This is a genomic window from Olsenella sp. SW781, from assembly GCF_012027725.1.
Taxonomy (GTDB): Bacteria; Actinomycetota; Coriobacteriia; order Coriobacteriales; family Atopobiaceae; genus Thermophilibacter.
Map to the genome: position 1 here is coordinate 1 of NZ_SJOU01000013.1, position 23082 is coordinate 23082.

Here is a 23082-nt window from a genome sequence, read left to right on the forward strand (position 1 = left end):
GCGACTGCGCCACCATAGGCAACTGTGATACAGGCAGACCCCGCCTACACGCGCAAGCCCCCCGCGGAAAACCGCCGGCGGCGCAAGATTTGTAAAAAAGCCGGCCCCCGCCGCCGCCCCCGCCGCGACCAGCGAAACGAGCGAGGAGCGTAGCGACGAGCGCCGAGCGGACGGGCAAGGCCCCAGTGCGGTCGGAGGCGGGGGCGAGCTCACGCCCGAGTTCGCGGACATCGCCTCCATGCTGGCTGAGGCGTTCGGGCAGCCGCTCGAGGTGAGCGTGGAGTCGGCGGTGACGACCTCCGACGAGGACGCCGCGGCCGAGCTCGCCTATGATGGTGACCCCGCCTCGGACGACGGCTTCACGGCCGAGCCCGAGGAGGACGAGGACGACGACTGATCCCGGGGCGCCCGGGAGGACGAAAGGAGCCATGATGGCCAAGGGATTCAACATGGGCGGCATGAACCGCAACCAGATGATGGCGCAGGCCCGCAAGATGCAGGAGCAGCTCATCGCCGCGCAGCAGAAGGCCGCCGAGACCGAGGTCTCCGCGAGCGCGGGCGGCGGCGCCGTCAAGGTGACGGCCACGGGCGACATGCGCCTGACCTCGCTCGCCATCGACCCGGCCGCGCTCGACCCCGAGGACGTCGAGATGCTGCAGGACATGATCCTCGCCGCCGTGAATGACGCCCTCGAGTCCGCTGAGCGCATGGCGAGCCAGCAGATGAGCGCCGTCACGGGCGGCCTCAACATCCCGGGCCTCTTCTAGGGCGGCCTTCGCGATGATCGACCCGGTCAACGATGGTCGCGCGCTCCAGCGGCTGCTCGACGAGCTCGGCAGGCTGCCCGGCATAGGGCCGAAGTCCGCCCAGCGGATCGCCTACCACCTCCTCGAGGCGGATGCCGAGGAGGCGCGCCGGCTCGCCAACGCGATTCTCGACGTGAAGCAGCAGGTGCACTTCTGCCCCGTCTGCTTCTCGTACGCGACGCGCGACACCTGCGACGTCTGCGCTGACGGCACGCGCGACCGCGCGTCCATCTGCGTGGTCTCGGAGCCGCGCGACGTCACGGCCATCGAGCGAACGGGCACGTATCACGGTCTCTACCACGTCCTCGGCGGCGTCATCAGCCCCATGGACAAGATCGGGCCGGAGCAGCTGCACGTCCGCGAGCTGCTCGCTCGTCTCGCCGACGGCGCGGTGGACGAGGTCATCCTCGCCACCAACCCGGACGTCGAGGGCGAGACCACGGCAACCTATCTTGCCCGCGTCATCCGCCCGCTCGGCGTGCGCGTGACCCGGCTGGCGAGCGGCCTGCCCGTGGGCGGGGACCTTGAGTATGCAGACGAGGTGACCCTCGGCCGCGCCATCGAGGCGCGCCGGGAGGTCTAGCTAAGGGGGAAACGCAATGGCTGACGGACAGAGGAGGCGCCCCGCTCACGGCGCGCCGCAGGCCTCGAAGCGGAGCGCGCGCGGGTCCCGCACGTCCGGGGCGCGCCAGCGCCTGGCAAGCGACTCCGACCAGATTTCCACCATCCGGGCGGGCCAGGGGGCACGGGTCACCACGAGGAGCAACGCCGCGGAGGCGGCGGGCCGCGCGCGCCACAACGCCGAGGAGCGCTACTACGAGCGCCATCCCGAGGCCCGCGCCGCGCACGGCGGTCCCGAGCGCAGCCGCAAGAACGTCGTCCTTCTCGTCCTCGCGGCGGTGGCGGCCCTGGTCCTCGTCTTCTTCCTCGGCCGCTGCGTGGCCACGGTGCTGAGCCCCGCCCCCGAGGAGGGCGCGCCCCAGCAGGGCCACGGTCAGGCGGCCCTTACCGACGCGGAGCGCGAGTACCAGGAGCAGCAGACGCAGCATGACGCCGGCTCGGAGCAGGTGGGCGTCGACGGCACCGTCTCGTATGCGGGCGTCACCTACGCCCTGCGACAGCTCGACGACGGCCGGGTGGGTCTCGTCCGCGTTGGCTCCGACGGCTCCGACGAGGTTCTCACGGAGCTTGAGGGCACGCCCGTGGCCCTGGTCCGCCGCGCGGAGACCCTGCTCGTCCCCGAGAACCGCGACGGGGGCTGGGACGTGGTCTGCTACGTGATCGGCGGCCACGGCTCCGCCACGTACGTCGCCGGTCCTGACGGCTCGATGGTCCAGGGCTCGGGGGAGGCTACCTCGGTGGAGCTCTCCGGCGCCACGCTGCGGGTGACGGACGCGTCGGGCTCGGTCACCGAGGTCGCCCTCGAGTAGGCGCACGGCGAGACAAAGGGGACGGGTTCATTTGTCTCATTGGGGTTCATGAGACAAATGAACCCGTCCCCTTTGTCTCGCCCTCCGCACGAAAAAACGGCGGCGGAAGATTTTTTCAAAATTCCTCTTGCCAAAGGGGGCGGACCTATGTAAGAATAGCTTCTGCGCAAGGCGAACGGGGTGTTAGCTCAGCTGGTTAGAGCGCCGGCCTGTCACGTCGGAGGTCGAGGGTTCGAGTCCCTTACATCCCGCCATTGCACCGTACGAGGGGCCCTTCGGGGCCCCTTTTTCGTAGGCAAGCACATCAACCGCCTCCGGTTTTTCCTCCCTCAAATGCTCATCTCGGAGTATCATATTCACATCAGTTTTGAATCTGACGAGGGAACGAGGATGGACCCCAGCGCCGAGCAGCTGACATATCGTGTCGCCGTATTCGACTTTGACGGGACCTCCATCCGGGGGCAGTCGGGTGCGCTCTTCACCGAGTACCTGGTCCTGAACGGCGCGATGTCCCTGCCCAGGGCGCTGAGGCTGATCTGGTGGGGCATCCGCTACAAGCTCCACCTGCCGTATCGCCAGGACGAGGCCAGAGAGCTCGTGCTCGGCTCCCTCAAGGGCCGCAGCGCCAGCGAGGTGGACGCCCTCATGGTGCGCTTCCACGACAAGGTGCTCGTTCCGCGCTACCGCGCGCAGGCGCTCGCCGAGGTTCGCCGCTGCCACGACGAGGGCCTGGTGACCCTTCTCGTGTCCGCGACCTTCGACGCCATAGCTGCGGCCGCGGCCGAGAGGATCGGCTTCGACGGCTATGCGGCCACGCACATGGAGCGCGACGACCAGGGCAACTACACAGGAGCCGTCGACGGCCCCGTGGTGGCGGGCGACGAGAAGTACCGTGCCGCCGCGGCCTGGTGCGACGCCCATCTGGGGGTCGGGCGCTGGGAGCTCGCCCGCGCCTACGGGGATCACCACAGCGACAAGGACCTTCTCGCCCGCGCCGGGACGGCCGTCGCCGTCTGCCCGGGCAAGACGCTGAGGCTGCTCGCGAAGCGCCGCGGCTGGCAGATTCTCGACTGGGACGCGTAGGGTTCGATCGGCGCGGGGGAGGCGCCGAGGGGAGGAACCATGGAGATATCGCGAAAGACAGACTATGCGCTGCGCATGCTCGCCGCGCTCGTGAGCGACCCGGACGGGATCATCTCCGTCCGCACGGCGGCCAAGGAGAACAACATCCCGTACTCCTTCGCCCGCTCGATCCAGCATGACCTCGCCCTTGCGGGAATCGTCGAGAACTCGCGCGGCGCCGCGGGCGGCATGAGGCTCGCCGTGGACCCGCGCGAGACCACCCTGCTCCAGCTCGTCGAGGCGGTGCAGGGCCCCATCATCGTCTCGGGCTGCGCCACCGCGCTCGACGGCACCGAGCCGTGCCCGCGCCGGGGCACCTGCCACTTCACGTCGGTCTGGTGCAACGCCGAGCGGATGCTGCGCCGGCTCTTCTCGTCCGTCACCCTGCACGAGCTCGTGGTCGAGCGCCGCTCGCCGATGTTCCGGGGCACCTTCGAGCTCGTCGACGAGGACGTGGCGCGTGACGCCGCGTATATCGAGGGGGCCGCGTGAGCGAGCCCTCGGAACACGGGACCCTCGACCTGGGGGACTTTCGCGCCCTCGTGCTCGCGCGCGGGCGCGAGCTCTATCGCGACCTTCCGTGGCGCCGCACGCGCGACCCCTATGCCATCTGGATATCCGAGGTCATGCTCCAGCAGACCCAGACGACGCGCGTGGACGGCCGCTGGCAGCGCTGGCTCGAGCGGTTCCCCACGGTGGACGCGCTCGCCGCGGCGGATGCCGCCGACGTGCTGGACGAGTGGCAGGGGCTCGGCTACAACCGCCGCGCCCTCTCCGTGCTGCGCGCGGCGCAGGTGGTCTCGGCCGCAGGCGGCGCGATGCCGGCGGAGACCGCGGCGCTCGAGGCCCTGCCGGGGATCGGGCCGGCCACGGCGGCGGGCATCCGCGCCTTCGCCTTCGACCTGCCTGGCGTCTACCTCGAGACCAACGTCCGCACCGTCTTTCTTCACGAGCTCTACCCAAACGCCGAGTCCGTCCCCGACCGCGAGCTCGTGCCGCTCGTGCGCGACACCTGCCCGCCGGATGCGAGCGACCCCGAGGACGACCCGCGCACCTGGTACTACGCCCTGCTCGACTACGGCGCCTACCTCAAGCGCACCGTCCCCAACCCGTCGCGGCGCTCGCGCGGGCACACGCGTCAGTCGCGCTTCGAGGGGTCTCACCGGCAGAAGCGCGCCGAGCTGCTGCGCGTCCTTCTCGCTCACCGGGGGGACGGGGCCGGCGGCGCGGACTTCGAGACGATTTTCCAGGAGCTTGTTAGCACGGAGCTCCGGGCGGGTAGAAGCGCCATAGGCGAGCCTGACGTCCGGGCACTTCTCGACGAGCTCGAACGCGAGGGATTTTGCCATAACGAGAGTGGCGTTTGGTACGTCTAAATGATACAATGTCCTAATACCGGGCAGAGGGCCCGGCGCACGTCGAGCGTTCCCGAGAGGGGACAGGAGAGGAGTTCCAATGGCCGTTGACTTTGAGAGCTCGCAGACGAAGAAGAACCTCGAGGCTGCCTTCGCCGGCGAGTCCCAGGCTACCAACAAGTACGCCTACTACGCGAGCAAGGCCAAGAAGGAGGGCTACGAGCAGATCGCCGCGATCTTCACCGAGACCTCCGGCAACGAGAAGGAGCACGCCAAGCTCTGGTTCAAGTACCTCCACGGCGGCGAGGTGCCCGACACCCTGACCAACATCAAGGACGCCGCGGCGGGCGAGAACTACGAGTGGACCGACATGTACAAGGGCTTCGCCGAGACCGCCGAGGCCGAGGGCTTCGCCGAGATCGCGGCCAAGTTCCGCATGGTCGGCGAGGTGGAGAAGCACCACGAGGAGCGCTACAACAAGCTGGCCGAGCGCGTCGAGAAGGGCGAGGTCTTCGCCCGCGAGGGCGTCAAGGTGTGGAAGTGCCGCAACTGCGGTCACCTGCACGTGGGCGCCGAGGCCCCCGAGGTCTGCCCGGTGTGCAACCACCCCAAGGCCTACTTCGAGGAGCAGGCCCTGAACTACTAGTCGCCTGACCTGAGCCGGAGGGGCGGCCCCGGGCTCCACGCGAGGATGCGCTTTGCGGAATCCTCGCTTAGGAGCCCGGGGCCGCCCGTCTCATGTCGCTCCTGCCGCCGTGGAATTTGATGCGCTTCGCGGAAGATCCTGCTTAGGAAGTCGGGGGCCTCTCGCATGCAGGGTCGCTCCTGCCGCCGGGAATTTGAGGCGCTTTGCGGAATCCTCGCGTGGAGCCCGGGGCGCCCGTCTCATGTCGCTCCTGCCGCCGGGGAATTTGAGGCGCTGGCGGGGCGGCTGCGCACGCGCGTTGCGGGATCCGGGGCATGGCAATTCCCGGGCTGCGGGCGTTGCCGCTTTGGGGGTTGTGGCAGCCGGGGGCGGGCGCCAGCTGGGCGTTCTTCTCGCCGCGCTGCGGAATAGGGGGTTATGGCAGGCCGATCGCTGCCATAACCCCCTATTCGTTGACGCCGGGAGGGCCGGGATTGCCACAACCCCCAAATCGACAACGCCGGGGCGGCGGGGCGGCGGAGCTGTCGCCCATGCGCCACAGAGTTGGCGAGAAGAACGGGCGGCCGCCCTCGAGAGGGGCTTACGGCGTGATGCCCTGCCAGCGTCGCATTGCTTCGCCGTCCCATTTCCCGCACTCGCCGCCTTTTCGTGGACACGCGGTTGACGTAGGCCGCACAATGAGTGTTGTCCTGTGCACTGACCTTCGAGGAGCCTGACATGGAATCTCTTGACAGCACCCTCTACCTGAGCAACGACGACCTGTTCCTGCTCGCGAGCGGAAAGTGGTACCGGAGCTACGAGAAGCTGGGCGCCCACCCCGCCGTGGACGATGCCGGGACGAGCGGCTACCACTTCGCCGTCTGGGCGCCCGACGTCAAGAGCGTGCACGTCATCGGGGACTTCAACGGCTGGGACGAGCAGGCCAACCCGCTCTCCTGCTCCGAGACCGGCGGCGTCTGGCAGGGCTTCATCCCCGGCATCGGCCAGGAGGCGCTCTACAAGTACCTGATCGAGACCGCGGACGGCCGCAAGCTCTACAAGGCCGACCCGTACGGCTTCTACGCCGAGCAGATCCCCGGCACCGCGTCGCGCACCTTCGACCTCGCCGGCTACGACTGGGCCGACGGCGCCTACATGAAGGCGCGCGCCAAGCGCGACATGTTCAAGGAGCCGCTCAACATCTTCGAGGTGCACCTCGGCAGCTGGCGACGCCACGGCGACGAGCCCCAGGGCGAGCCGCGCCCCGACGGCACCTACCCCGGCCCCGGCGACCCGTTCCCCGCGCAGCGCGGCGTCGTCTACTCCTATGACGACCTCTCCGTCGAGCTCGTCGCCTACGCCAAGGACATGGGCTACTCGCACATCGAGATCATGCCCGTGAACGAGCACCCGTTCGACGGCTCCTGGGGCTACCAGCCCACCGGCTACTACGCCGCCACCTCGCGCTACGGCAACCCCAAGCAGTTCATGCACTTCATCGACGCCTGCCACGAGGCGGGTATCGGCGTGATCCTCGACTGGGTGCCGGGCGGCTTCTGCGCCGACGCCCAGGGCCTCGCCACCTTCAACGGCGAGATGCTCTACGAGCACAAAATCCACCCCAACTGGAGCACGCACCAGTTCGACTACTCCCGCGGCGAGGTCCGTAGCTTCCTCGTCTCCAACGCGCTCTTCTGGGCCGACCTCTTCCACGCCGACGGCATCCGCATGGACGGCGTCTCCTCGATGCTCTACATGAACTTCGGCATCGACGACCCCGGCCAGAAGCGCTTCAACGAGAAGGGCACCGAGGAGGACCTCGACGCCTCCGCGTTCATCCGTCAGACCAACGAGGTCATGGGCAAGTTCCACCCCGACGTCATGATGATCGCCGAGGAGTCCACCGCCTGGCCGCTCGTGACCTATCCGCCCGAGGACGGCGGCCTCGGCTTCCACTTCAAGTGGGACATGGGCTGGATGAACGACACCCTGCACTACATGCAGACCGACTTCCCGTGGCGTCCGGGCAACTACCGCATGCTCACGTTCTCCTCGATGTACCAGTTCAATGAGAACTTCATCCTGCCGCTCAGCCACGACGAGGTCGTCAACGGCAAGTGCTCGCTCATCACCCGCATGCCCGGCGACTACTGGCGCCAGTTCGCCGGCATGAGGGCGCTGGCGTTCTACCAGGTCACGCACCCCGGCGGCAAGCTCAACTTCATGGGCAACGAGATCGCGCAGTTCATCGAGTGGCGCTACTACGAGGGGATCCAGTACTTCCTCGCCGAGCAGTACGAGACGCACCGCCACCAGCAGCAGTTCGTCCGCGACCTCAACCGCTTCTACAACGACCACGCCGCGCTCTGGCAGTGCGCCTTCGCTTCCGAGGGCTTCGAGTGGATCGACGCGGACAACTCCGACCAGTCGATCATCTCGTTCATCCGCAGGGGCGACAAGCCCGGCGACGAGCTCGTCATCCTCATCAACTTCGACGTCAACGCGCGCGAGGACTTCCGCATGGGCGTCCCGGAGTGGGGCGTCTACGAGGAGCTCTTCAACTCCGACGACGAGCGCTACGGCGGCTCCGGCGTCATCAACACCGGCAAGCTCAAGTGCCAGGACGAGCCGTGGAACGGCCGCGAGCAGTCCGTCGTGGTGCGCGTCCCGCCGCTCGGTGGCATGATCCTCAAGAAGACGGGCACGCTGCGTCGCCCGGCCAAGAAGAAGCCCGCCGCCGCCAAGCCCGCGGCCAAGGCCACCAAGGCCGCGGCGAAGACGGCCGAGAAGGCCGCGCCGAAGAAGCCCGCCGCAAAGAAGCCCGCGGCCAAGAAGGCGACGTCTTCCGTAAAGACGGCGTCATCGAAGAAACCCGCCGCTAGAAAAACGACGAAGGCGGAGTAAACTTTTATGGGGCCACCCGGCGGGTGGCCCCAGACGGGTGACGGCCAAGCGACAGCCGACGCCCTCGTGCGGGACCCTCCCGCACGCCCCTGAGTTCTTGTCGCCCGACGCTAGGAGAGGCTTTGACTGACAACAAGATCTTTGAGAACGAGAAGGACTTCGTCGAGCAGTACCGCGAGGCGTGCGTCGCGCGCTACGGCACGCCCTTCGAGGGCCTTGCCGACCACGAGCGCTTCTACGCCCTCGCTGAGCTCATCGCCAACAAGGGCCGCGCCATCTTCCCGGAGTCCCACCCCAAGGGAGCCAAGAAGGTCTACTACTTCTCCCTCGAGTTCCTCCTCGGCCCCCTGCTTGACAACTACCTGATCAACTTCGGCGTCCGCGACCTCGTTGCCGAGGGCGTCAAGGAGATGGGCGCCGACCTCGACGCCCTCTGCCGCCAGGAGGTCGACCCCGGCCTCGGCAACGGCGGCCTGGGCCGTCTGGCCGCGTGCTTCCTCGACTCCATGGCCCACGAGGGCATCGCCGGCTACGGCAACGGCATGCGCTACCGCTACGGCCTGTTCCGCCAGTACATCGAGGGCGGCCGCCAGGTCGAGCGCACGGACAACTGGCTTGCGGGCGGCTTCCCCTGGGAGACCCGCAAGGACGGCAGCGCCGTGCTCGTCCGCTTTGGCGGCCAGGTCGTCCGCCACGAGGAGGACGGCAAGTTCTGGTTCACCCAGGAGGGCGGCGAGGTCGTCCGCGCCGTCCCGTATGACGTGCCCATCATCGGCTACGGCGGCAAGGTCGTGAACAAGCTCCGCCTGTGGTCGGCCGAGCCCTACACCGAGGACTTCGACCTCGACGCCTTCAACGCCGGCGACTACGCGCGCGCCAACAAGTTCCGCTCCGACGTCGAGGCCATCTCCACGATCCTCTACCCCAACGACGCCGGCGAGCACGGCCGCATGCTGCGCCTCAAGCAGGAGTACCTCTTCGTCTCCGCCGGCCTGCAGACGATCCTGCGCACCTACGAGCGCGAGTTCGGCCCCGACTGGGAGCACCTCGGCGAGCACGTCTGCGTCCACACCAACGACACGCACCCCGCCATGTGCGGCCCCGAGCTCATGCGCATCCTCGTCGACGAGAAGGGCGTGGGCTTTGACGAGGCGTACAAGATCTGCAAGGAGACCATTTCCTTCACCAACCACACGGTCATGCCCGAGGCACTGGAGAAGTGGCCCATCAACACCTTCCGCAACCTCCTGCCGCGCCTCTACATGTTCATCGACGAGGTCGACCGCCGCTACCGCGACAGCCTGTCCACCCACCTCTCGCCGAACGAGGGCAACTGGACGGACGTCCTGAGCAAGACCGCCATCCTCTGGGACGGCCAGGTCCGCATGGCCAACCTCTCGATCATCTTCTCTCACTCGATCAACGGCGTCTCCGCGCTGCACACGCAGATCCTCAAGGACAGCGTCTTCCACGAGTTCTACGAGATGATGCCGCACCGCTTCAACAACAAGACCAACGGCGTCACGCACCGTCGCTTCCTCTGCGAGGCCAACCCGTCCTACTCCAAGCTCATCACCGAGGCCATCGGCGACGGCTGGATGGACGACGCGATGGAGCTCGAGAAGCTGCTGCCCTTCGAGGAGGACGCGAGCTTCCTCGATGGCATGGAGGCCGCCAAGAAGGCCGACAAGGAGCGCCTGGCCGCCTTCATCAAGGAGACCTCCGGCGTCGAGCTTGACACCAACATGGTCTTCGACGTCCAGGTCAAGCGCTTCCACGCCTACAAGCGCCAGCTCCTCAACGTCTTCAAGGTGCTCGACGTCTACAACCGCATGCTCAAGGACCCGAGCTACAGCCCGCGCCCGACGGCCTTCATCTTCTCCGGCAAGGCGGCCCAGAGCTACACCTTCGCCAAGGAGGTCATCCGCCTCATCAACTCGGTGGCCGACGTCATCAACAACGACGAGCGCGTGAACGACAAGATCAAGGTGGCCTTCGTGCCTAACTTCGCGGTCTCCAACGCGCAGCTCATCTACTCCGCCGCGGAGATCTCCGAGCAGATCAGCGTGGCCGGCGCCGAGGCCTCCGGCACCTCCAACATGAAGCTCATGATGAACGCCGCCATCACGCTCGGCACCCTCGACGGCGCCAACATCGAGATCTCCGAGCTCGTGGGCCCCGAGAACATCAAGATCTTCGGCCTGCACGCCGACGAGGTCGACGCCCTGCGCGCCAGCGGCCGCTACTACGCCTGGGACATGTACAACGGCGACCGCGACCGCGTCGGCCGCATCGTGGACATGCTGACCGACGGCACGCTCGCGCGCCTCTCCGGCAACTTCGACAGCATCCACGACTACCTGATGGTCGACAACGACCCGGACCTGGTCCTGCGCGACTTCCACTCCTATGTCCAGGCGTGGGAGGAGCTCACCGGAGCCTACGGCGACCGTCGCGCGTGGAACAAGGCGGCGCTCCACAATACCGCCAAGGCCGGATATTTCTCTTCTGACCGAACTATCCGTGAGTACATGACGGATATCTGGCACATTTAGGCTTACGTGCGGGGGCCCTCCGCGGCCCCCGCGTCTGGTAGTCGAAAGGAGTGGGGGTATGAGTAAGAAAGAGTGCATCGCAATGCTCCTGGCAGGCGGTCAGGGCAGCAGGCTCGGTGCGCTGACGAGCAACGTCGCAAAGCCGGCGGTTTCCTTCGGCGGGAAGTTCCGCATCATCGACTTTGCCCTCTCGAACTGCGCCAACTCGGGCATCACGACGGTGGGCGTCCTCACGCAGTACCGTCCGTACCTGCTGCACAGCTACATCGGGACGGGTGAGGCGTGGAACCTCGACGAGCGTGGCGGCGGCGTCTCCATCCTCCCTCCCTACGCGACCCAGACCGGTGGCGCCTGGTACGAGGGCACGGCCGACGCCGTGACCCAGAACCTGGGCTACATCGAGACCAACGATCCCGACTACGTCCTCATCCTGTCCGGCGACCAGCTCTACCGCATGGACTATGACGACATGCTCGAGACCCACAAGAAGAACAACGCCGACCTCACCATCGCCGTCATGCCGGTGCCTTGGGAGGAGGCTTCCCGCTTCGGCATCCTGACCGCCGACGAGGACGGCCGCATCAGCAAGTTCACCGAGAAGCCCAAGAAGCCGGATTCAAACCTCGCCTCCATGGGCATCTACATCTTCACCGCCGACCTTCTCGTCGAGACGCTGAAGGAGGATGCCAACGACCAGAACTCGAGCCACGACTTCGGCGGCGACATCATCCCGAAGCTCCTCGAGGCCGGCAAGCGCCTCTACACCTACAAGTTCGAGGGCTTCTGGCGTGACGTCGGCACCATCTCGAGCTACCACGAGACGAGCATGGACCTCCTCGGGCCCAACCCCGCCTTCGACATCTTCAGCAACGAGTTCCCCATCATGAGCAACTCGTCCACCCGCCCGCCCGCGCTCGTGGGCAAGGACGCCACCATCGACGACTGCCTCGTCTCCAACGGCTGCCAGGTCTACGGCACCGCCAAGCACTCGATCCTCTCGACCGACGCCTACGTCGGCGAGCGCGCCACGGTCATCGACTCGGTGCTGCTCCCGGGCGCGAGGGTCAAGGATGGCGCCCACGTCGTGCGCGCCATCCTCGGCGAGAACTCCGTCGTGGAGGAGAACGTTAGCGTCGGCAGCGTCGACCAGACGAAGGACACCGCCGTCATCGGCAACGACGTCGTGGTCGGAAAGGGGGAGAACTAATCATGGAGAAGGTCATCGGCCTTATCACCTGCAACTACTCGGCAAAAGAGTCGAGCGCGCTCACCGAGAGCCGCCCCGTGGCGTCGCTGCCCTACTTCGGCCGCTACCGCCTCGTCGACTTTGCCCTCTCCAACATGGTGAACTGCGGCATCCGCACCGTCGGCATGGTCATGCCGTACAACTACCGCTCCATCATCGACCACGTGGGCTCCGGCAAGGACTGGGACCTCGACCGCAAGAACGGCGGCCTGTTCATCCTGCCCGGCTCCGCCTTCGGCACCTCCCGCACCGGCGCCCGCTTCCTGCTGCGCGACCTCGTCCACAACAAGGCCTACTTCACGCGCAGCACCTCTGACGCCGTGTTCTTCTCGACCGCCAACTTCGTGTTCAACGCTGACCTCAACAAGGTCTACGACGCGCACAAGGAGTCCGGCGCCGACGTCACGGTGATCGTCAAGACCGCCTCCGAGAAGGACGCCGACGTCACCGCCTTCGACGTCGAGGACGGTCGCGTCTGCGGCGTGCACCACGGCGCCAACTTCGGCGAGACGATGTTCCTCGACTGCTTCGTCATCAACCGCCAGCTCCTGCTCGACATGTTCGACTGGTACGGCCCGACGGACTACCTCGACCTCTTCGAGGCCATGACCGGCGACTTCGGCCGCGTGAACGTGCGCACCTACGAGTACGACGGCTACGTCGCGCCGATCTTCAACAAGCGCGCCTACTTCCGCGCCAACATGGACCTGCTCGACCCGCGCATCACCGCCGAGCTCTTCCCCGACGACCGCACCGTCAAGACCAAGACGCACGACACGCCGCCCGCCAAGTTCGAGGTCGGCTCCCACGTCCTCAACTCGGCCGTCTCCTCCGGCGACCGCATCTACGGCAGCGTGAGCGACACGATCCTCGGCCGCAACGTCATCATCGAGGCCGGCGCCACCGTGCGCAACTCGATCGTGATGCAGGGCTGCGTCGTCAAGAGCGGGGCGCGCGTCGAGAACGCGATCGTGGACCGCGCCAACGTCGTGCCCGCCGGCACCGAGCTCAGGGGCACCCCTGAGGACGTGCTCATCAAGGAGAAGTCTCGCGACTAGTACCGAGGGAGAACCACCGTGTCAACCAATGCCAAGCGCAGGAAGTTGAGGGTGCTCTTCGCGTCTTCCGAGGCCGTCCCGTTTGCCAAGTCGGGCGGCCTCGGGGACGTCGCCGGCTCCCTTCCCCGCGCACTCAAGCACGCCGGCGCCCGCGTCGCCGTCATCCTGCCCAAGTACTCCACGATCCCGCAGGAGTACCTCGACCAGATGAAGCACGTCACCGAGTTCTACGTGCCGCTCGCCTGGCGCAACGAGTACTGCGGCATCGAGAAGCTCACGATGCAGGACCTTGACTTCTACTTCATCGACAACGAGGCCTACTTCAAGCGCGACAGCCTCTATGGCTACTTCGACGACGGCGAGCGCTTCGCGTTCTTCTCGAAGGCCATCTGCGAGGCCATCGCCAAGGTGCCCGAGCTCGAGTGCGACGTGCTGCACTGCAACGACTGGCAGACCGCGCTGTGCTGCGTGTTCCTGCGCGAGTTCTACCAGGACGTCCCGCAGTGCGCCAACGTGAAGACCATCTTCACGATCCACAACGTCAAGTTCCAGGGCCAGTACAGCGACGAGATGCTCGAGCAGGTGCTCGGCCTCGCCCACATCCCGGCCGCCCGCGACCAGCTCCGCTGCGACGAGCGCTCCATCAACTTCATGAAGGGCGCCCTGCTCTACACGGACTTCCTCACCACGGTGAGCCCGAGCTACGCCTACGAGCTGCAGATGCCGTTCTACGGCGAGGGCCTCGACGACATCTTCCGCCGTCGCGCGGGGCAGCTGCGCGGCATCCTGAACGGCATCGACCAGTCCATCTGGAACCCCACGACGGACCCGATGATCCCGGCCAACTACTCCGCCAAGGAGATCGGGAACAAGGCCGAGTGCAAGCGCGCCCTCCAGGAGGAGCTGGGGCTGGCACAGGACCCGACGCGCCCGCTCGTGGTCTCGATCGGCCGCCTCACGGACCAGAAGGGCCTCGGCCTCGTCCGCTACGCGATGGACCACCTCATGTCCCGCGGCGTCCAGGTTGCCATCCTCGGCACGGGCGACAAGGACCACGAGGACGCGTTCCGCTACTTCGCGGCCAAGTACCCCGGTCAGATGTGCGCGCGCATCGCGTTTGACAACGCGCTCTCGCACCGCATGTACGCCGGCGGCGACCTGCTGCTCATGCCGTCCGAGTTCGAGCCCTGCGGCCTCTCCCAGATGATCGCCATGCGCTACGGCACGCTTCCCGTGGTGCGCGAGACGGGCGGCCTGCGCGACTCGGTCATCCCGTACAACAAGTTCACCGGCGAGGGCACGGGCTTCTCGTTCGCCAACATGAACGGCGACGAGATGGCCGACACCCTCCTCGGCGCGTGCGAGATTTTCTGGACCGATCCCGACGCTTGGTCTAACCTGATGCAGCAGGCCATGGCGACGGACTTCAGCTGGCGCCGCGCCGCGAACGACTACATGGACATCTACCACGACCTCCATCCGGAGATCATTCGGTACAACAAGCGGAGAGACAGGTAAGTTTGAAGGCACGTCACGTCACATCCGAGCCGGAGTACAGAAGTCCTTTCGGTGCCGTCCAGTTGGGCGGCACCGTTTCGCTGTCCATAGACGTGTGGGGGGACGACGTCGTCTTCTGCACGCTGCGCGTCTGGACGGACGCACACGGCGAGGAGCTCATCGAGATGCACGGCTCCCTCAAGGGGGACTGCCTGCGCTTCTCGGCAAACTATCGGCCGGCCGAGACCGGCGTCGTCTGGTACAGCTTCGACATCGAGGCCAAGGACGGCTCGGTCTGGCGCTACGGCGCCAAGCCGGGCTGGACCACGGGGGAGGGCGCCTTCGCGTACGGCGACCCGCCCTCGTTCCAGATCACGGTCTACGTCCCGCGCGCCGAGCAGCCCCGCTGGTACCGTGACGCGGTGGTCTACCAGATCTTCCCCGACCGCTTTGCGCGCGGCGAGGACTGGGAGGAGCGCGCCAAGACGCTCGACCGGCCGAGGAGGGGCCCGGGGCACCGGCTCGTGGACTGGGACAAGCCCGTCGACTACGAGCGCACGCCGGAGGGCGGCATCGCTGTGTGGGACTTCTACGGGGGGACTCTCGAGGGCATTCGCGAGAAGCTCGAGTACCTCGAGGGCCTCGGCGTGACGGCCATCTACCTCAACCCCATCTTCGAGGCCTCCTCCAACCACCGCTACGACACGGCGGACTACCTCGCCATCGATCCCCTTCTGGGCACCGAGCAGGACTTCAGCGCCCTGTGCGTGGACGCCGAGGACCGGGGGATCTCCGTCATTCTGGACGGCGTCTTCAACCACTCGGGCCAGGACTCGCGCTACTTCAACTCCTACGGGAACTACCCCGACCTCGGGGCCTATCAGAGCCCGGACTCCCCCTATCGCGACTGGTACTTCTTCAACGAGGACGGCACCTACGCGGGCTGGTGGGGCAACGGCGACCTGCCGGCGCTCAACGAGGACAACCCCGACTACCACGAGCTCATCTGCGGCCGGCGCGGCGTGGTGCGCAAGTGGCTGCGCGCCGGCGCGCGCGGCTGGCGCCTCGACGTGGCCGACGAGCTCTCGGACGAGTTCATCGAGGACATCAAGCGCGCGCTCGTCACGGAGCGCCCCGACGGCGTGCTGATCGGCGAGGTCTGGGAGGACGCCTCCAACAAGCTCGCCTACGGCAAGCTCCGCCAGTACTTCCAGGGGCGGGAGCTCGACGGCACGATGAACTACCCGTTCCGCACGGGCGTGCTCGCCTTCCTAAGGAGGGAGATCGGCGCCCCCGAGCTCGCCGCCCGCCTTGAGCAGCTGCGCGAGAACTACCCGCGCGACAACTTCTACTCGTCCCTCAACCTCCTCGGCAGCCATGACCGCGAGCGCCTCTTCACCGTGCTCGGAGGGGCGCCGGACCCTGACTCCATCCCGGAGGGCGAGCGCGCGGGCTGGCACCTCGCGGACGACCAGGTTGGCCTTGCGAAGGCGCGCCTGTGGGTGGCCGCGCTCCTGCAGATGACGCTTCCCGGCGTCCCCTGCGTCTACTACGGCGACGAGCTCGGCCTCGAGGGCCTGCGCGACCCGTACTGCCGCGGGAGCTTCCCGTGGGACGGCAGCCGCGGGCACGCCGACTGCCTCCTGACGTACCGCAACGCCATCGCCATCCGCCGCACGCTCCCCGTGCTCGTGGACGGCGAGTTCGAGCCCTTCTCGTTTGGGGAGGACGTCTTCGGCTTCTGGCGGACGGGCGCGGACGAGAGCGTGTGCGTCCTCGTCAACGCGAGCCTCTCCGAGGCGCATGACGTCAAAGTCCCCATGGTGGGCGACCTCGTCACGGACGTGGTCTCCGGGCGCGCGCCCAAGGTCGAGGGCGGGCAGGCGTCCACGTTCCTGTGGCCGCTCGGCACGGCGGTCCTGCACTTCCATCGCGCGCAGCGCCTCCAGCTTCCGCTCGGCCGGGGCATGGGCGTGCTCTGCCACATCACCTCGGTCCCCAACGACGGAAAGCCGGGCACCCTCGGCGCCCCCGCCCGCCGCTTCGTCGACTGGCTCGCCGACCACGGGCAGACCTACTGGCAGGTCCTCCCCGTGAACCCCACGGACGAGTACGGCTCGCCGTACGCGGGCGTCTCGGCCTTCGCGGGCAACACGGACCTTCTCGAGAAGGACGTCGCCGAGACGCTCACGAGCCTCGAGAAGGTCGGCACCTCTGAGGACTACCTCGAGTTCTGCCACGAGAATGACTACTGGCTGACGCCCTATGCCACCTTCCGCGCCATCAAGGAGCTCTTCGGCGAGGGTCCGTGGCAGAGCTGGCCCGCGCGCTACCGCCGCTACAGCCCGGCGCTCACGCGCAACCCGCGCATCGCGGCCGCCGTGGAGAACCACCGCCGCCTGCAGTACGCCTTCGACCGCGAGTGGCGCGACCTGCTCGGCTACGCGCACGCTCGCGGCGTGCAGATCATCGGCGACATGCCCATGTACGTCTCCGGCGACTCGGCAGACGTCTGGAGCGAGCCCGACATCTTCGACCTCGACGAGTCGGGGCACGCGCGCCGCCAGGCCGGCGCCCCCGGAGACGCCTTCGCCCCCGAGGGCCAGGTGTGGGGCAACCCCACCTACCGCTGGGACATGCTGCGCGAGCAGAACTACGGGTGGTGGCTCCGCCGCTTCAGCCGCATGCTGGCGCTCTACGACCACGTGCGCCTCGACCACTTCATCGGGTTCTCGTCGTTCTTCTCGGTGCCGTCCGGAAAGCCCGCGAGCGAGGGCTCCTTTGCCTTTGGCCCGGGCGCGGAGCTCTTCGAGGCAGCGTGCCGCCAGTTTGGCCCGCTGCCGTTCATCGCGGAGGACCTCGGCGTCATCACGCCGGCGGTCCGCGCGCTCATGAGCTCGACCGGGTTTGCGGGGATGGACGTGGTCCAGTTCTTCGACGGCGACGTCCGCGCGTCCTACGAGCCGCGGCCCGAGACCGTGGTCTACACCGGCACGCACGACAACCGGACGCTCCGGGGCTTCTGCGAGAGCCGCTTTGGCGTCGTGGGGGAGGACGCCGCCGAGCTTGCCGATTCGGTCCTGCGGAGCGCCCTGGGGTCTTCGGCCGACGTGGCGATCGTGCCCCTCCAGGACGTGCTCGGCCTCGGCGACGAGGCGCGCATGAACGTGCCCGGCATCGCGGGCGGCAACTGGTCCTGGCGTGCGGATGCCGAGCTCGTGGAGGCCGCGGGCGAGCGGCTCTCCAAGCTCGCGAAGGAGTCCGGCCGCTAGCGTGCCACCGTGCCACTGGCGTCAGGTTTATTTGGCACACGGGCCCGTGTGCCAAATAAACCTGACGCCAGTGGCACGCCCCCGGGCTCGTGTGCCAAATAACAGACGTCGCGAGGCCCCCGCAGGGTGGGTGTGCGGGGGTCTCGCGACGTTTTTGTGCGGCGAAGTGTCGCCAATCCCCCGCAGCGCCGACGTGCGGGGCCCTCGCGACGTTCTGCGGCGGGGAAATGTCGCCGCGCCCCCGCACGCTGACTCCGCGGGGCCTTCGCGACGTTCTGGGGCGGAGGGCGGCGCCGGGCGAGAAGAACCTGTGTGCGCACGCCCGCGCAGGTACAATAGCCGGGAAAACCAAGCCGCCACGCACCGACCCCGAAGCCGGGGCCGGCGCGTCCTCATGTAGGGATGCCCATGCTGATCGACCGCGTCTCTCGCAAGCTCCTCTCCGCGCCCGAGCTCGAGCCGCTGCTGCGCGAGCTCAACGCCGGGCATGACGCCACGCTTGCCGTGGCGCAGTCCGCGCGCCCGCTCGTGCTCGCGGCCCTCTGGGCGCGCGACCCGCGCCCATGCCTCTTCGTGGTGTCGGGCGAGGAGGCCGCCGACCGCGCGGCTCGCGCGCTCGCCGCGTGGCTCGGGCAGGACGCGGTCTGCCGCTATCCGGAGCGCCGGGACCGCCCGTGGTCGGACGCCGCCCCGGACGACGCCGTGATCGGGGCGCGCTGCCGCGCCGTCGCGCGCCTCGCCGAGGGCGAGAGGTGCGTCGTGGTGGCCTCGGCACACGCCCTGCTGCGGCGCGTGCCGCCCCGGGGCTCGGGCTACTTCGCCTCGAGCACCTTCGCTGTGGGGGAAGAGGTGCCCTTCGAGGACGTGCCCGCGCTGCTCGTGGGCATGGGCTATACCGACGCCGGGGACGTGGACGCACCCGGCACCTTCCACGTGCACGGCGACACGGTCGACGTCTTCCCTGCGCAGGCCACCTCGCCGGTGCGCCTGGAGTTCTTCGGCGATGAGATCGACCGCGTGCGCCGCATGGTCCCCTCCACGGGCCAGACCATCGGCGAGCTCTCCGAGGTGACGGTCTCCCCCTGCCGCGAGCTGGCCTTCACCGACGAGACCGTGGCCCGCGCCGAGCGTGCGCTCTACAACCGGGCGCAGGATAACGGCAAGATAGCCGCGGACCTCGAGTTGATCCGGCAGCGAGCGGCGGACCCGGCGCTGGAGCGCTACCTTCCTGCGCTCTACGGGTCCACGTCGGGCCCGCTCGAGCACATGAGCGCCGACGCCCTCGTGGTCCTCGCCGAGCCGCGCGCCCTCTTCGACGACTGCATGCGCGCCTACGACGAGATCTCCGTCGCGGCCAACGCCTCGCACGTCTCGCTGGACGGCCTCTACACCGCCCCCCGCGAGATGGACTTCGGCAGCCAGCAGCGCCTGTCCTTCTCGTCCATCCTGCGCGCGGGGTCAGGCGCGGCGACGGCCGAGCTCGCCGTGCGCCAGCCGCAGATCGCAGGCTCTGACGCCAAGCTCATGGGGCGCGTGCGCCAGCTCGTGGACGATAGGGCCTCGGTGCTCTTCGCCGTGCCGGACCGTGCGGCGCGCGAGGCCCTGGAGCTGCGCTTCACCGACGAGTCCGTCCCGGTGGTGGAGTCGCTCGGCACGTCGGCGGAGAACAACGACCCGCAGGTCCCGCCCCTTGAGCGCGGTCGCGTCACGTTCATCGACGCGCCGGTGCCGGCGGGCATCGTGATCCCCACGGCGGGGCTCGCGGTCTTCTCGGTCTCCGACCTCACGGCGCGCACGGCCAAGAACCGCCGTCGCGCCCGCCGCGTGGACCCCACGAGCGTGACCTTCCCCTTCAAGCCCGGCGACTACGTCGTCCACGCCACGCACGGCATCGCGCTCTTCTCGGAGATCGTGCGCCAGGAGGTGGCCGGCCGCGAGCGCGACTACTTCCTCCTGGAGTACGCCGGCGGCGACAAGCTCTTCGTGCCCTTCGAGCAGGTCGACCGCATCACGCGCTACGTGGGGCCGGACGGCAGCTCCCCGCGCCTCACGCGCCTCAACACGGCCGACTGGTCCCGCGCCACGGGCAAGGCGCGCCGCTCCGCGAAAAAGCTCGCCTTTGACCTCGTGGACCTCTACACGCGCCGCAGCTCCGTGCCCGGCTACGCGTTCTCGCAGGACACGCCCGTCCAGGAGGAGATGGAGGCGAGCTTCTCCTACGAGCTCACGCCCGACCAGCGTTCCGCGATCGCCGACATCAAGGCGGACATGGAGGCGCGCCGCCCGATGGACCGCCTGCTCTGCGGCGACGTGGGCTTCGGCAAGACCGAGGTGGCCCTGCGCGCGGCGTTCAAGTGCTGCCAGGACGCCAAGCAGGTCATGGTGCTCTGCCCCACCACGATCCTGGCGCAGCAGCACTTCGAGACGTTCTTCTCGCGCTTCGCGCCCTTTGACCTCAGGGTGGCCGTGCTCTCCCGCTTTGTGACGCCCGCCCGGCAGCGCAAGGCGCTCGAGGGCTTCGCGGACGGCTCGGTTGACGTGCTCATCGGCACGCACCGGCTGCTCTCGGCCGACGTCAACCCCTACGACCTGGGGCTCGTTATCATCGACGAGGAGCAGCGCTTTGGCGTGCAGCACAAGGAGCAGCTCAAGAACATGCGCGAGCAGGTGGACGTGCTCACGCTCTCGGCGACGCCCATCCCGCGCACCATGCAGATGGCCATGAGCGGGGTGCGCGACATGAGCCTCATCATGACGCCGCCGCCCGGCCGACTGCCCGTGAAGGTCACGGTGGGGGAGTGGGACCCGGACATCGTCTCCGCCGCCATCCGCGAGGAGCTCGCGCGCAAGGGCCAGGTCTACTACGTGAGCAACCGCGTCCACACGATCGACGACGCAGTGGAGCGCGTGATGGAGGCCGCGCCCGAGGCCCGCGTGGGCGTGGCGCATGGCAAGATGAGCGCGCGCGAGGTCGAGGACGTGATGCTCCACTTCCAGGAGCATGAGATCGACGTTCTGGTGGCGACCACCATCATCGAGAGCGGCATCGACAACCCGCGCACCAACACGCTCATCATCGAGGACTCGCAGCGTCTGGGCCTGGCTCAGCTCTACCAGCTCAAGGGCCGCGTGGGCCGCGGCCGCACGCAGGCCTACGCCTACTTCATGTTCCCGGCCGAGCAGCCCCTCACGCCCGAGGCCACCGACCGCCTCACGGCCATCAACGAGTACCAGGACCTGGGCAGCGGCATGAAGATCGCGATGCGCGACCTGGAGATCCGCGGCGCGGGCTCGCTCATGGGGGCCGAGCAGCACGGCAACCTCTCCAGCGTGGGCTTTGACCTCTTCACGCAGATGCTCGGCGAGGCCGTGGCCGAGGCGCGCGGTGAGACGCGCGACGTGGAACAGGCCGAGGTCACCATCAACCTGCCCGCGGACTTCTTCCTCGCCGAGGAGTACCTGCCCGACGTGGACAAGCGCGTGCTCGCATACCGGCGCCTGGCGGCCGCCGTGGACCTGGCCGAGGTGGATGCCCTGCAGGAGGAGTGCGAGAAGGACTTTGGCGCGCTGCCGCTTGCCGGGCGCAACCTCTTCGACCGCGCCCGCGTGCGCATCCGCGCGCAGCGGCTGGGGTGCTCCTCCGTCAGCCTCTCCAACGGGCGGCTCATCTACCAGGGCGTCGAGGTGCCGCGTCCCGTGGCGCTGCGGCTCAAGGAGCGCGGCACGCTCGTGTACCCCAAGACGCACAAGGTTGCCTACCCCTTCCATCGCACCGAGGAGGAGGTCATGCCCGCCGCGCTCGGCGTGCTGGAGGAGATCGGCGGCGACGACGAGGCGGAGGAGTAGCGGCGCAGGGCGTGCAGGGGGGGCAGCGTGCAAAGGGGGCGTGCAAAGGGGACAGGCACTTTTGCACGGGGCCGTGCAAAAGTGCCTGTCCCCTTTGCACGCCCCCTTTGCACGGCCAGCGGTCGAGAGGTTCTTCTCGCCGCTTGCGGTCTAACGCCGACCGCCCGCCGCGCCCCCGGTTATGTTTCGACGCTGTTTCGGGAACCCTAAGTGAGTTGGGTTGCCACAGGGGCAACGTGTGAACCACCGACCGAAAGGGGTGCGCCCATGAAGGGTTACGCAATGCTCAAGATCGGCGAGTCCGGCTGGATCGAGAAGGAGCGCCCGGCGTGCGGGCCGATGGACGCGATCGTCCGTCCGCTGGCCGTCGCCATCTGCACGTCCGACGTGCACACGCTCTGGGAGGGCGCCATCGGCGAGCGCCACAACATGATTCTTGGCCACGAGGCCTGCGGCGTCGTCGACGAGGTCGGCGAGCTCGTCCGTGACTTCAAGCCCGGCGACAAGGTCCTCATCCCCGCCATCACCCCCGACTGGAACTCCCTCGAGGCCCAGGCCGGCTACTCCATGCACTCCGGCGGCATGCTTGCAGGCTGGAAGTTCTCCAACTTCAAGGACGGCGTCTTCGGCGAGTTCTTCCACGTCAACGACGCTGACGGTAACCTCGCCCACCTGCCCGAGAACATCAACCCCGTCGACGCCTGCATGCTCTCCGACATGGTCCCGACCGGCTTCCACGGCGTTGAGCTCGCCGACGTGCAGTTTGGCGACGAGGTCCTCGTCATCGGCATCGGTCCCGTGGGCCTCATGAGCGTGGCCGGCGCCAACCTGCGCGGCGCCTCCCGCATCATCGCCGTGGGCACGCGCCCGAAGTGCGTCGAGGCGGCCAAGGGCTACGGCGCCACCGAGTTCATCTCCTACAAGGACGGCCCGATTGCCGACCAGGTCCTCGAGATGACTGGCGGCAAGGGCGTCGACCGCGTGATTGTGGCCGGCGGCGGCTGCCAGACCTTCGAGGACGCCGTCAAGGCCCTCAAGCCCGGCGGCAAGATCGGCAACGTCAACTACCTCGGCGGCGGCGACTTCGTCACCATCCCGCGCGTGGAGTGGGGCGTCGGCATGGGTCACAAGGACATCCGCGGCGGCCTCATGCCCGGCGGCCGTCTGCGCATGGAGAAGCTCGGCGCGCTCGTAAGCTCCGGTCGCCTGGACGTGGCGCCGCTCTCCACCCATGTCTTCCACGGCTGGGACCACCTCGAGGAGGCGCTCTTCCTCATGCGTGACAAGCCGGCCGACCTCATCAAGCCGGTCGTCGTCATCGACTAGCGTTTCATGGTGAGTCGCGGGCGGGGGTCCTTCTCGGCCC

At 68.0% G+C, this 23082-nt stretch carries 16 protein-coding genes and 1 tRNA gene; all 17 read left to right on the forward strand.

The window, feature by feature from the left end; translation table 11 throughout:
• The first annotated feature begins 238 nt into the window (after positions 1–238).
• Entirely contained in the window at positions 239–397 is a 159-nt protein-coding gene (locus E0L17_RS08100) for a hypothetical protein (RefSeq protein ID WP_167930750.1), read from the forward strand.
• 34 nt (positions 398–431) lie between these two features.
• Positions 432–767 carry a YbaB/EbfC family nucleoid-associated protein gene (locus E0L17_RS08105; protein ID WP_167930751.1) on the forward strand — a complete coding sequence of 112 codons (336 nt, stop codon included), beginning with the start codon at positions 432–434 and terminating at the stop codon, positions 765–767.
• A 13-nt stretch (positions 768–780) separates the two neighbouring features.
• Positions 781–1389 (forward strand): recombination mediator RecR, encoded by a 609-nt coding sequence (recR, locus tag E0L17_RS08110; RefSeq protein WP_167930752.1) that lies wholly within the window; start codon positions 781–783, stop codon positions 1387–1389.
• Positions 1390–1405: 16 nt separating this feature from the next.
• Complete coding sequence (locus tag E0L17_RS08115; protein ID WP_167930753.1) at positions 1406–2236, forward strand: hypothetical protein; 831 nt, start codon at positions 1406–1408, stop codon at positions 2234–2236.
• A gap of 177 nt (positions 2237–2413) precedes the next feature.
• Positions 2414–2490, forward strand: a tRNA-Asp gene (locus E0L17_RS08120).
• 136 nt (positions 2491–2626) lie between these two features.
• Complete coding sequence (locus tag E0L17_RS08125) at positions 2627–3319, forward strand: HAD family hydrolase (RefSeq protein ID WP_167930754.1); 693 nt, start codon at positions 2627–2629, stop codon at positions 3317–3319.
• Positions 3320–3358: 39 nt separating this feature from the next.
• Entirely contained in the window at positions 3359–3850 is a 492-nt protein-coding gene (locus tag E0L17_RS08130; RefSeq protein WP_167930755.1) for an RrF2 family transcriptional regulator, read from the forward strand.
• Complete coding sequence (locus E0L17_RS08135; protein ID WP_353652968.1) at positions 3847–4734, forward strand: HhH-GPD family protein; 888 nt, start codon at positions 3847–3849, stop codon at positions 4732–4734. The genes E0L17_RS08130 and E0L17_RS08135 overlap by 4 nt, the downstream gene beginning before the upstream one ends.
• Before the next feature lie 79 nt (positions 4735–4813).
• Positions 4814–5359: a rubrerythrin gene (gene rbr, locus E0L17_RS08140; RefSeq protein WP_167930756.1), complete on the forward strand. Its 546-nt coding sequence runs from the start codon at positions 4814–4816 to the stop codon at positions 5357–5359.
• 717 nt (positions 5360–6076) lie between these two features.
• Positions 6077–8242 carry a 1,4-alpha-glucan branching protein GlgB gene (gene glgB, locus E0L17_RS08145; RefSeq protein WP_167930757.1) on the forward strand — a complete coding sequence of 722 codons (2166 nt, stop codon included), beginning with the start codon at positions 6077–6079 and terminating at the stop codon, positions 8240–8242.
• A gap of 122 nt (positions 8243–8364) precedes the next feature.
• Positions 8365–10797, forward strand: coding sequence for a glycogen/starch/alpha-glucan phosphorylase (locus tag E0L17_RS08150; protein WP_167930758.1), 2433 nt, complete (start codon positions 8365–8367; stop codon positions 10795–10797).
• A 58-nt stretch (positions 10798–10855) separates the two neighbouring features.
• Positions 10856–12004 (forward strand): glucose-1-phosphate adenylyltransferase, encoded by a 1149-nt coding sequence (locus E0L17_RS08155; RefSeq protein ID WP_075279006.1) that lies wholly within the window; start codon positions 10856–10858, stop codon positions 12002–12004.
• Positions 12005–12006: 2 nt separating this feature from the next.
• Positions 12007–13101 (forward strand): glucose-1-phosphate adenylyltransferase subunit GlgD, encoded by a 1095-nt coding sequence (gene glgD, locus E0L17_RS08160; RefSeq protein WP_167930759.1) that lies wholly within the window; start codon positions 12007–12009, stop codon positions 13099–13101.
• An 18-nt stretch (positions 13102–13119) separates the two neighbouring features.
• On the forward strand, positions 13120–14619 hold the full coding sequence (gene glgA / locus E0L17_RS08165; RefSeq protein ID WP_167930760.1) for a glycogen synthase GlgA: 1500 nt from the start codon (positions 13120–13122) through the stop codon (positions 14617–14619).
• Between the two features lie 92 nt (positions 14620–14711).
• A complete protein-coding gene (locus E0L17_RS08170; RefSeq protein ID WP_353652969.1) occupies positions 14712–17870 on the forward strand; it encodes a 4-alpha-glucanotransferase in 3159 nt (1052 codons plus the stop codon).
• 408 nt (positions 17871–18278) lie between these two features.
• Positions 18279–21716: a transcription-repair coupling factor gene (gene mfd, locus E0L17_RS08175; RefSeq protein WP_167930762.1), complete on the forward strand. Its 3438-nt coding sequence runs from the start codon at positions 18279–18281 to the stop codon at positions 21714–21716.
• A 267-nt stretch (positions 21717–21983) separates the two neighbouring features.
• A complete protein-coding gene (locus E0L17_RS08180) occupies positions 21984–23042 on the forward strand; it encodes an NAD(P)-dependent alcohol dehydrogenase (protein WP_167930763.1) in 1059 nt (352 codons plus the stop codon).
• The last annotated feature ends 40 nt before the right edge of the window (positions 23043–23082 follow it).